We start from the raw sequence: 11774 nt of genomic DNA, 5'->3' as shown, positions 1-11774 counted from the left end.
GCACACCGTGCTGAAGTCCGGCACCGGCCAGTCCAGCTTGGCCAGCCGCAGCAGGCTGTCCACCATGCCCAGCGCCTGCCGCAGGGGCTGGCCGAACAGGCACTTGATGCTCAAGCAAAACTGGATGGCTGCGTCCGAGAACGTCGGGCTGCGCCCGCGCTTGCCGTTCGGCTTGCCAAGCCACTGCATGCCTTCATCCAGCCACATCGTCAACGATCCTCGCGCCTTCAGCGCTGCGTTGTAGGCTTTCCAGTTCGTCGTGCGGTACTTGGTCCGCCTCTCGCTCTTTGCTTCCGTCACGCCTTCAGTCTACCGGTGTGGCCGGGGTGATTTGTGCAACAAAGCCATCCCCAACGGGGATCCTGTCTGCATGTGGAACACCACCAACTTTCCCGCCAAGCAACTTTCGAAAGATGGCGGGGGTACCGGGACCTATTGGGGAGCTGTGCCCAATGCAATGGTGACTGCAGCTGGTGGAAGCGACATCTGGGTAGCCAACACCCTCAACCGGATTTATTTCGGCAAAGCCAAGGCCGGTAATTGCTCCAGCGGCCCTGCCAGCTATACGCTGGGAAGCCCATCGACGACGACTGGCAACGTCATGGAAACTCCGGTGCGCAGCGGCACGCAATTACCCAGCGGCGCCACCCGCTGTATCAACGGTGAGACCGGTACCTGCACGTTCTCGGGCATCCGGGAAGTCTGGTACGGAGCCGGTAGCAGATGGTATGTGGCCGCTGTAAGCGAAGGATTGAACTGCTCTTCCGGATGCAACAGCGTCTTCGGCGACCCCGCAGTAGGCGTGCCGAAAACCGTTTATACCGTCAGCTACTCCGGATCATGGCGCCCCCCCACTCAGAGCAACCTGAACAGCGACGGTTTCTTCTATTCGCGAGTACAAGTTTGCGACAGTACCAGCGGCACCCTGAATGACTCTCGTGATTACAACCTGTGCCGGCAGTATCCTAGCGGCAATTACAAGCCCACCGGGGTCATTCAGAAATATAGCGACCAACTGAGACTGGCTGCGTTCGGCTATCTGATGGACCCAACCGCCAGCTATAACAATGGGCGCTATGGTGGTGTGCTGCGCGCACCCATGAAGTATGTGGGCACCAAGACCTACGATGAAAGAGGGCAGGACAACACCCCTGCCACCGGAAACGCCGCGGCTGAATGGAATGCCAATACAGGGGTCTTCCTGACCAATCCGGACAATTACACCAACACCAACTCCAGCCTGAATTTCGGCATCAGTGGCGTCATCAATTACCTGAATAAATTCGGGCGAACGGGCCCTGTCCAAGGACGCTACAAGACATACGATCCGGTGGGTGAACTGCATTATGAGACGCTGCGCTACCTGCAAGGCCTTGCACCCAGCGCTGACGCCATCAGCAACATGACGACCTCCATGTATGACGGCTACCCCGTCTACACCGATTGGACCGACCCGTATGGAGGCTCACGCACTGCAGCCTCTGATTACTCCTGCGTAAAAAGCAATGTCGTGGTGATTGGAGACATCAATACCCACGACGGCAATCGCCTGCCGACACCCAATGCGGCCAACAACATTATGGACATCAATGCCTGGCGAGGCATTGTGCAAGCATTCGAGAAGAACCAGACATCAACGACCTATGTGGATGGAAGCGGAGTGGTACGCCCTGTCGCCAATCCGAATGGAGTCAACAACAGCGTTCCATCCGCATCAGGCACCAGTCAAATCATGGGTTCTGCCTACTGGGCCCACACGCACGACATTCGTGGAACCAACTGGACCGCAGGAAGTGGGCCATCCAAGCAACGGCCGGGCCTGCGCATCAAGACCTTCCTATTCGACGTGAACGAATATGGAGCCCAGAATGACACAAATACCCGTCGTTTTGCCAATCAGTTCTTCATGGCAGCCAAATATGGCGGCTTCGAGTCCGACCCGTCCAATCCGGGCTCCAAACCATACAACCTCCAAGGCAATCCTTTCAAAGACAAGGATGGTGTTAATAACAACAATGTCTGGCAAAAATCCAGCGACCCCGGCGAAGCCAGCACCTATTACCTGCAAAGCAGCGCCCGTGGGGTTCTGAACGCCTTCGAAGACATATTCAACCGATCAGCTTCCACGGCGCGGAGTATTGCGGGCGCCAGTTCTTCGTCCCCTCGAGTCAGCGCAAGCTCCCCCACAGCAGTTTTCTCTGCGAAATTTGATACCAGCAACTGGAGCGGAGATGTCGTCTCGGAACCCATCTCGGTCGACAGCAGTGGTACGGTCTCGATAGGCTCGGCAACCTGGAGCGCAGCCGATCGGTTGGCAACAATGAGCGATCCCGCCACGAATCGGAAGATTTATGTGGGAAGCACATCGGCCACGGCCAGCCCCAAGGCTGTGAGCTTTACATGGACCACCATTGACAGTTCTCTGCAGGCACAACTCAACAAAGAAACCCCAAGTTCTGCAGCAGACGGACGGGGACAGCTGCGCCTGAACTTCCTGCGTGGGGATCGGACCAGGGAAGGCAACCCCTTCCGGGTTCGGAGTTCCAGCTCACTGCTGGGAGATATCGTCAATTCCTCCGTGGTTTATTCTGGAGCACCGTCATCGGCCTACTCCGGCACCGGATACACCGCTTTTCTGAATGCAAACCGCAATCGCACCAAAGCAGTCTTTGTTGGTGCCAACGATGGCATGCTTCACAGCCTCAATGCCGACACGGGTGATGAGTTATTCGCCTATATCCCCAGTTGGATGGGGTCGAAGCTCTCGGCACTTACCAGCACCAATTACGTCAACAACCACCAGAGCTACGTCGATGCGCCTCCGGTCATCGCAGAAGCCCAAGTGGCATCCAGTGGCGCTGCCACCGATTGGAAAACGGTGCTGGTATCCGGCACGGGCGCTGGCGGACAGGGCGTGTTTGCACTGGATGTCACAAGCCCTGGCACCTTCGATGCATCCAAAGTGATGTGGGAATTCACCACGACCGATGATGCGGACATGGGTTATGTGGTGGGCCAGCCCAGAATCCTGAAACTGCGCACCAATACGGGCACTACTCCTACGTACCGGTGGTTTGCTGTGGTAGCCAGCGGGGTGAACAATTACGTCAAAGCCGACAGCAACGGAAATTACAGCAACGGCAACCCTGCGCTCTTCCTGCTGGCACTCGACAAACCTGTTGGAACGGCCTGGGCTTTGGGTACGAATTACTTCAAGATCTCGCTACCAGTCGACAGCACATTGAGTGTCACCATGCCCACGGGCGCCATCAATTTCAGCCCGCTCTGGGGCGCGAATGGTGAAGTCACCAATATCTATATTGGAGATCTCCATGGCCGGGTCTGGAAACTCAACTTCAAGGACGTGGCCAGCAACAATTGGAGCATGACCAACGTAACGGCATTCAAGAGCGGTGGCCAGCCCGCACCACTCTTCATCGCGAAGACATCCGGCAATGTCGTGCAACCCATTACTGCGGCTCCGGGACTGTTCACCGGCCCTGTCGTGCAAGGCCTGGAGACGTTCTACGTCATGGTGGGCACAGGAAAGTTCCTGGAAACGGCGGATGCCACGTCAACACAGACCAACACGATCTATGCACTGTATGACGATGGAACGGATGGGTCGGTTTCAGGTGCAGCGGCAATCCTCGGGAGGACCCGCCTGAAACAAGGCTCCATCAATACGACAACCATGACCATCAGCGTGCCTGCATTCACATGGGGCGACGCGACCAGTGATACGGACAGTTCCAACCCTCGATCGGGGTGGTATGTCGACTTCTCCGGAACGGGGGAAAGATTGATCAGCGCCATCAGCAACCGGGGGAATCTGATCGCTGCATTCAACACGATCATCCCTGGCTCGTCTGGCAGTCAAGGGGCTTGTGCTACGGCGGCAGGTAGCGGAAACGCCTACACCCTCAATGTCGGCACCGGAGCTGGCACCTATGTTCAATCCCAAGTTGGCCTGCTGGGCCCTGGTCTGCTCCTTGAGAACGAATCGCAAACCATTGTGGGAGCATTCGATAGTGCAGGCCAGCGTATTCGGCAGATCAAGCAGAAGCGGATCAATACGGGACAAACCGGTATCGGCACTGGAGGAGAGGTGACGATCACCGAGGTCATAGGCAGACTGAGCTGGCGTCAAATCCACAATTACCAAGACTTGAAGAACGCACCATGACGCATTCAAAGCACAGCAACGGCTTTAGTTTGATAGAGCTGATGATCGTGGTCGCGATCATTGGCCTGCTGGCAGCGGTCGCCTATCCGGCCTATACCGACTCGATTCTGAAAGGGCGGCGGGCACAAGGGCGCACGGCCTTGATGGAGCTCATGCAGCAACAAGAACGCTACATGACCCAGAACAACTGCTATTTGAAGTTCACCAACACCACGGGTACGGTGAGTGCGACGACATGCACCGGAGGAACGTCATCTACGGTGCCATTCAAGGTCTTCTCGGGAGATACCAACTCCGGGACAGCCTATTGGCTGTCTGCCAGGGAATGCACAGCGGGGAGCACCACACTGGACATGAAAACCTGTGTCATGGTGGAGGCGACTCCCACCAAGTCGGATCCCAATGCAGGGGTGCTGAGCCTTACCAGCTTCGGGCAGAAATCATGCTCGGGAAGCAAACCTCAAGTGTGCTGGCCATGAAAATCCAAAAACATCGGCATCCCATGGCACGTCGGTCCGCGGGTTTCACGCTGATCGAACTGATGGTGACATTGGTCATTGCCGCCATACTCCTGACATTGGCGGCACCCAGTTTCTTGCAATTCCAGAGGAATTCCCAACTCACATCGGCGACAAACTCTCTTGTAGGAGCCCTCAATGCGGCTCGTGCGGAGGCGATGAAGCGAGGCAAGAACGCCTTTGTGGTTCCAGTCTCCAATGGAAACGCCGCCAATTGGGTGGATGGCTGGGTGGTCTTTGTGGACATTGACAGGTCTCAGGCATATGAGCCGGCCAACGATTTCACGGTGCTCGTTCAGCCAGCCGTCCCCAATTTCATTGCGATATCAGGCACAGGCTCAACGGCGGTCAATCCAGCCTACGTCATGTTTGACAGTTCGGGTTATCCGCGCATGAAAGATGCGTCATTTGCAAATTTCACATTGAACCTCTCTCGCTCGGACGTTTCCGGAACCAATCAGGTTGCTGAAACCCGGCGCATCAAAGTCAGTAAAGCGGGCAGGGTCAGCACCTGCAAGCCGACAAGCAGCACAGACAGCAACTGTCTCGCAACTGACTCATAAAACTGCCTTGCAAAGCCAAGGGGGCAAGAAGTCAGCCCGGAGCGATTGGGTTTTCAGACAAAGGCCATCTGCCCAGGACACACCAAACTGGACAAGCACCCGATGTGATGGCTGACATGGACAGCCCGGGTGCGATAAAAGCCGCAGCGCAGCCAGAATCAGACGCAGATCATGGTCAGAGCTCGCGGCGGGCAGTGCATCCCCGATGCATGCCCTTGAGCGGGTTACGCCCCCTGCATCCGTCCATCTTCATATGTCCGATGGCTGGCTCAATGGCGCGACACGTCTTGCCCATCGACGTCCAGGTCTGGTGACTCCGCGCTTTTGCCCAAACCGCAGGATACGCGCGCCTTCGATGTACACACCCCGGTAGCCTTGCTGGCGGCTTATCGGTGCGGGTCAAGATGCCTACCGGCCCCAGCACCTCGGCAAGGGTACGGCCGTCGCAGGGGTTGTCTGCCCAGTCGAGTGCGAGTGTATTGAATTTTCAGAATTTCTTGAAAATTCAGAAAATCCAATACACAATACAGCCATGACCCAGATCAACGCACTTCCATCGCTCAATCGCCAGTTCGTTGCCCACTTCGGAGAAATGGGCAGCCGCTGGGGTATCAACCGCACCGTCGGGCAGATCTACGCCCTGCTGTACCTCACCCCTCGCCCTCTCAATGCGGACGAGATCGCTGAAACGCTGGAGTTCTCCCGCTCCAACGTAAGCATGGGCCTCAAGGAGCTTCAGGCATGGCGCCTCGTGCAGTTGCGCCACCAACCCGGCGATCGCCGCGAGTATTTCGAGGCACCACAAGACGTGTGGCAGATCTTCCGCACGCTGGCCGAGGAGCGCCGCCGCCGGGAGATCGAACCGACGCTCTCCATGCTGCGCATGGCCCTGCTCGAAGAGCCCACGTCTGCGGATGAACGCCATGCCCAGCAGCGCATGCGCGAAATGCACGACCTCATCGACCGGCTGATGACCTGGTTCGACGATGTGCAGCGACTGGCGCCGGAAACCGCAATGCAGCTCATGGGCATGGGCACCGCCGTCACGCGCGTGCTGGAGTTCAAGGATCGCATCACGGGCAAGTCCACGGGCACCGGCGGGCCGTCATCGTCCAAGAAAGCCTGAGCGCGCCATGGACGACACCTTTCTTCTCTCTCGGCTGCAGTTCGCGGCCAACATCAGTTTTCACATCCTGTTTCCCACGATCAACATCGCGCTGTGCTGGTTCCTCGTGGTTTTCCGGCTGCGGCATCGTGCCGCCCGGGGCACGCCCGCCGCACGCGGCTGGGAGCAGGCCTACTATTTCTGGACCAAGGTCTTTGCCCTCACCTTCGGGCTGGGCGTGGTGTCGGGCGTCACGATGAGCTTCCAGTTCGGCACGAACTGGCCGGGCTTCATGGAGCGCGCAGGCAACATCGCGGGGCCGCTGCTGGGCTATGAGGTGTTCACTGCCTTCTTTCTGGAGGCCACCTTTCTCGGCATCATGCTTTTCGGGCGCAACCGCGTCAGCGATCGCGTGCATCTCGCGGCCACCCTGCTGGTGGCAGCAGGCACGACCCTTTCGGCCTTCTGGATACTGAGCCTGAACTCCTGGATGCAGACACCCTCCGGCCATGAGGTGATCAACGGTGTCTTGCATGCCACGGACTGGTGGGCCGTCGTGTTCAATCCGTCGTTTCCGTACCGTCTTGGCCACACGCTGCTCGCATCCACACTGACGGCAGGCTTTCTCATCGCGGGTGTCAGCGCATGGCAGATCCTCAAGGGGACCACCACGCAAGGCACACCGCTGGCACTGCGCACCGCCGTGATCGCGGTCGCCGTCGCGATGCCCACACAGATCCTCATGGGCGACATGCATGGGCTCAACACCCTCGAGCACCAGCCCGCCAAGATCGCGGCCATCGAAGGCATCTGGCATACCGAGAAAGGCGCACCGCTCACCCTGCTGGGCTGGCCCAACGAAAAGGAGGCCCGGACCGATTACGCCTTGCAGATTCCCAAGGGGGCCAGTCTCGTCCTCGCGCACGACCCGGACGCGGAACTCAAGGGCCTGGAGGAGTTCGCCGGCTCCCATCCGCCCGTCGCACCGGTGTTCTGGAGCTTTCGCGTCATGGTGGGCGTGGGCCTGCTGATGCTGGCCGTGGCCTGGTGGAGCGCCTTTGCCTTGTGGCGTCGCCGCAAGCGGCCCACCGCACATGGCAGCGCCATGCCGGCCCTTCTGCCGCGAGCCCTGCTCTGGACCCTGGTGGGCATGACCTTCTCGGGCTGGGTGGCAACCCTTGCCGGCTGGTACGTGACCGAAATCGGGCGGCAGCCCTATCTCGTCTACGGTGTGCTCCGCGCGGCGGATGCGGTGGCCCCCCACGCACCCACCACAGTGGCGGCATCGCTCACGGCCTACCTCGTCGTCTACGCGGTGCTGCTGGTGAGCTACATCGCGGTCATCAAGCACATGGCCGAACACGCCACCATGCCCACGCCCGCCGCGCATGCGCCGGCACCCCAAGCGATCTGAGGAGTCCCCCCATGGAAACAAACACCCTCGCGCATGTCCTCCCGCTGGCCTTCATGGCCGTGATGGGCATCGCGCTGCTGGCCTACGTCGTCCTGGACGGCTATGACCTCGGCGTCGGCATGCTGCTGCCCTTCGCCACCGATGCCGAGAAGGATGTGATGGTGTCGAGCATCGGGCCCTTCTGGGATGCCAACGAAACCTGGCTGGTGCTGGGCATCGGCGTGCTGCTCGTCTGCTTTCCCATGGCGCACGGCGTGGTGCTCTCGGCGCTGTATGGGCCGGCCACGGTCATGCTGCTCGGGATCATCCTGCGCGGCGTGGCCTTCGATTTCCGCGTGAAGGCGCGGGATGCCCACAAGGCGGCCTGGAACCGCGCCTTCGCAGCGGGCTCCCTGATCGCCACCCTCGCGCAGGGGTGGATGCTGGGCGCCTATGTGACCGGCCTTCGGCAGGGTGCCCTGCCCACTTTCTTCGCAGCAGGCATCGCGCTCACACTGCCGGCGGCCTACGCCCTCCTGGGCGCCGGATGGCTGATCATGAAAACCGAGGGGGCCTTGCAGCGCAAGGCCATTGCCTGGGGACGTGCCGCGCTCTGGCCCATGGGGCTGGCGCTCGCAGGCATCTCCATCGCCACGCCCCTGGTGAGCCCTACCGTGTTCGAAAAGTGGTTCGCACTGCCCCAGCTCTTCGTGCTGCTGCCCATCCCGCTGGCGGGCGTGGCCGCGTTCCTCGGCATCCGGCACGTCCTGAAGCACCCGCGCATCGTGGACGCCGGGTATGGCTGGCTCGTCTTCGGGGGCACGGCCTCCATCTTCGTGCTGGCTTTCTTCGGCCTGGCCTACAGCCTCTACCCCTTCGTGGTCATCGATCGGCTCACCGTGTGGCAGGCCGCCAGCGCACCGGAATCCCTGGAGGTGGTGGCGATAGGGGTGGGCATCACGCTGCCGGTCATCGTGGCATACACGGTCTTCATGTACCGGGTCTTCTGGGGCAAGGCGCGCACCTTGACCTATGGCCTTTGACGGCAGGGGCCCGCGGCGCCGTCGCGCCCCGGGTATCTTCATGCCGCACGTCCGGGGGCATGGCCCGCGCGGGGCCTGCTCCTACACGACGAGCCTGCGGAAAGGAGACCGCACGTCGGCCCGGTTGTCCTAGCATTTGCCACGATGAGCAGCGAAAAGCCACCCGTTCCAGGCCCCGCGCGCACCTATGTCGCGGAGGGCGCTCCCAGCGAGGTCTCCGAGCACAAGGACGACATCTTCTTCGCGGCCATCGAAACGACCCGCATGCCTATGCTGGTGACCGATCCGCGCCAGCCCGACAACCCCATCGTCTTCTGCAACCGAGCCTTCGTGGCGATGACGGGCTACCACCTCCAGGAGATCCTGGGCCACAACTGCCGCTTCCTGCAGGGCCCCGGCACCGACCGCAACACGGTCGCCGCCGTGCGCGAGGCCGTGGAGCAGCGGCGTGAGATATCCCTCGAACTGCTCAACTACCGCAAGGACGGTTCCTCTTTCTGGAATGCGCTGTTCATCTCGCCCGTCTACAACCGCCGCGGAGAACTGGTGTATTTTTTCGCGTCGCAGCTGGACGTGAGCCGGCGGCGCGACGCCGAAGAGGCCCTGTCCCAGGCGCAGAAGATGGAGGCCCTGGGCCAGCTCACGGGGGGCATCTCGCACGATTTCAACAACCTGCTGCAGGTGATGTCCGGCCATCTCGACGTGATGCGCGTGAAGAACCGCAACAACCGCCTGGGCCCGCAAGACATCGACCGCTCGATCGAAAGCATCCGCAATGCGGTCAGCCGGGCCTCGACCCTCACGCAGCAGTTGCTGGCGTTTTCCCGCAAGCAGAAGCTCCAGGGGCGCGTGGTGAATCTCAACGCACTCGCGCGCGGCATGGCGACGCTGGCCGAGCGCACCCTCGGGGACGCCATCCATATCGATTACGCGCTGGGCGACGATGTCCCCAACTGCGAACTGGACACCACCCAGCTGGAAGTCGCCGTGCTGAACCTGCTGCTGAACTCCCGGGACGCCATGCCCGACGGGGGGCGCATCCAGGTCGGGACACAAGGCATCGATCTTCATGCGCAGGATGGCGACGAACTCTCCGGCCTGCCGCCGGGTCCCTACGCCACCTTGTCCGTGACCGACACGGGCACGGGCATCCCCGCCGACATGGTGCCGAGGGTCATGGACCCCTTCTTCACGACCAAGGAGGAAGGCAAGGGCACGGGGCTCGGGCTTTCCATGGTCTATGGCTTCGCCAAGCAATCGGGCGGTGCCGTCTCCATCCAGTCGGAGGTGGGCGTGGGCACCACGGTACGGATGTATTTCCCGGCGGTTCGCACCCGCGCGCACCCGGAGCTGGCGGAATCGCTGGCGCCCAATGTCCGGGGCGGCACCGAGACGGTGCTGGTGGTGGACGACCGCGTGGAAGTGGCCGATCTGGCACAGGCCATGCTCGAAGGGCTCGGCTATACCGTCCACGTGGCACACAGCGCCCACGCGGCGCTCAAGCTGGTGCGCTCGCTGGACGGCAATGCCCTTCCGCATCTGCTGTTCACCGACGTGGTCATGCCCGGAGGCCTCAACGGCTATGAACTCGCACGCGAGATGCGCAAGACGGTCGCGGGCATCCATGTCCTGATGACCACGGGCTTCGACCGCGACATGGGCAGCCTGGCCAATGTCGCCCCCAGCGAGTTCGAGATTCTCAAGAAGCCCTACCGGCTCGCCGATCTCGCGCGGCGCGTGCGCATGGTGCTCGACGGCGCGACCGGCACCAAGACCTGACGCGGCAGCGTGGCAATACTTGCCCGGATGCCGTGCTCCTGCAATCCAAACGCGGCGCTGCCGCGTACAGACACCTGAAAGGCATGCCCTGCCGGCATGCCATCCCACAGGAGTAGCGCGCATGCCTCAAGCCACCACCGCCATCCGCTGGATCGAACAAGGCCTGCTTCCCGACCGCTTCGTGCGCCACGGCATCCGGCGCCTGCTGAAAGACCGCCTCCTGGAGCTGCACAGCGGAGACAGCGCCGCCGCCGCGGAGCAGACGCAGGCCTTCCTGGAACGCATCCGCACGGCGCCGCTCGCACTGGTGCCTGAAAAGGCCAACGAGCAGCATTACGAGATTCCTGCCGAGTTCTTCGGCGCGGTCCTGGGCCCGCACCGCAAGTACAGCAGTTGCCTGTGGCCCGACGGCGTGCACACGCTGGAGCAGGCCGAAGAAGCCGCGCTCGTACAGACCTGCGAGCACGCGGATCTGCAAAATGGCCAGCAGATCCTGGAGCTGGGGTGCGGCTGGGGCTCCCTCACCCTCTGGATGGCCTCGCACTACCCGTCGAGCCAGATCACGGCGGTTTCCAACTCCCACTCCCAGCGCGAATTCATCGAAGCGCAGGCGCTGCTGCGCGGGCTGCACAACGTGCGCGTCATCACCTGCGATTTCAACGTGTTCGACACCCCCCTGCGCTTCGACCGCATCGTGTCGGTGGAGATGTTCGAGCACCTGCGCAACTGGCCCAAGGCGTTTTCACACGTCGCGCGCTGGCTGGCGGAGGAGGGGCGCTTTTTCATGCACGTGTTCGCCCACCGCGAGGCCCCCTACCCCTTCGTCGTGCGGGATGCCAGCGACTGGATGAGCCAGCATTTCTTCTCGGGCGGCATGATGCCCAGCGATGATCTGGCCCTCCACTGCCAGGACGACCTGCGCGTGCTGCGCCGCTGGCGCTGGGAAGGAACGCACTACGCAAAAACCGCCCGGGCCTGGCTGGACAACATGGACGCGTACGAGGAGGCCCTCAGGCCGCTCTTCGTCCAGGTGTATGGCCCCGAAGCCGGCACCTGGTGGGCACGCTGGCGCCTTTTCTTCCTGGCGGTGGAAGAGCTCTTTGCCTACGGTGGAGGACAGCAGTGGTGGGTCAGCCACTACCTGTTCGAGAAGCGGGGCAAGTCCGCGGGCGCCCCCAAGGCGTGAG

Annotated in this window: 9 protein-coding genes; 8 read left to right on the top strand and 1 reads right to left on the bottom strand. The window is 61.4% G+C overall.

The window, feature by feature from the left end:
- The coding region (locus AX018_RS12255) for a transposase (protein ID WP_211322421.1) at positions 1 to 300 on the bottom strand (300 nt) is incomplete at its 3' end.
- 70 nt (positions 301 to 370) lie between these two features.
- Here AX018_RS12255 and AX018_RS12250 point away from each other — a divergent pair.
- From AX018_RS12250 to AX018_RS12210, 8 genes are all read left to right on the top strand, one after another.
- Entirely contained in the window at positions 371 to 4186 is a 3816-nt protein-coding gene (locus tag AX018_RS12250) for a pilus assembly protein (protein ID WP_111877565.1), read from the top strand.
- On the top strand, positions 4183 to 4665 hold the full coding sequence (locus AX018_RS12245) for a type IV pilin protein (RefSeq protein WP_111877564.1): 483 nt from the start codon (positions 4183 to 4185) through the stop codon (positions 4663 to 4665). Before AX018_RS12250 ends, AX018_RS12245 begins: the two co-directional genes overlap by 4 nt.
- Positions 4662 to 5267, top strand: a complete 606-nt coding sequence (locus AX018_RS12240) for a GspH/FimT family pseudopilin (RefSeq protein ID WP_170146241.1) — start codon at positions 4662 to 4664, stop codon at positions 5265 to 5267. Before AX018_RS12245 ends, AX018_RS12240 begins: the two co-directional genes overlap by 4 nt.
- A gap of 532 nt (positions 5268 to 5799) precedes the next feature.
- The gene (locus tag AX018_RS12230; protein WP_111877562.1) at positions 5800 to 6393 is read left to right on the top strand and encodes a GbsR/MarR family transcriptional regulator; all 594 of its coding nucleotides are present in this window, start codon (positions 5800 to 5802) and stop codon (positions 6391 to 6393) included.
- A gap of 7 nt (positions 6394 to 6400) precedes the next feature.
- On the top strand, positions 6401 to 7786 hold the full coding sequence (locus AX018_RS12225) for a cytochrome ubiquinol oxidase subunit I (RefSeq protein WP_111877561.1): 1386 nt from the start codon (positions 6401 to 6403) through the stop codon (positions 7784 to 7786).
- An 11-nt stretch (positions 7787 to 7797) separates the two neighbouring features.
- Positions 7798 to 8808: a cytochrome d ubiquinol oxidase subunit II gene (locus AX018_RS12220; RefSeq protein ID WP_111877560.1), complete on the top strand. Its 1011-nt coding sequence runs from the start codon at positions 7798 to 7800 to the stop codon at positions 8806 to 8808.
- A gap of 144 nt (positions 8809 to 8952) precedes the next feature.
- The gene (locus AX018_RS12215; RefSeq protein WP_111877559.1) at positions 8953 to 10587 is read left to right on the top strand and encodes a histidine kinase famiy protein; all 1635 of its coding nucleotides are present in this window, start codon (positions 8953 to 8955) and stop codon (positions 10585 to 10587) included.
- 121 nt (positions 10588 to 10708) lie between these two features.
- Positions 10709 to 11773, top strand: coding sequence for an SAM-dependent methyltransferase (locus tag AX018_RS12210; RefSeq protein ID WP_111877558.1), 1065 nt, complete (start codon positions 10709 to 10711; stop codon positions 11771 to 11773).
- Position 11774 lies beyond the last annotated feature (1 nt).

The sequence above is a fragment of the Paracidovorax anthurii genome (assembly GCF_003269065.1).
GTDB classification, from domain to species: domain Bacteria; phylum Pseudomonadota; class Gammaproteobacteria; order Burkholderiales; family Burkholderiaceae_C; genus Paracidovorax; species Paracidovorax anthurii.
This window is presented reverse-complemented; position numbering and strand designations above follow the sequence as displayed.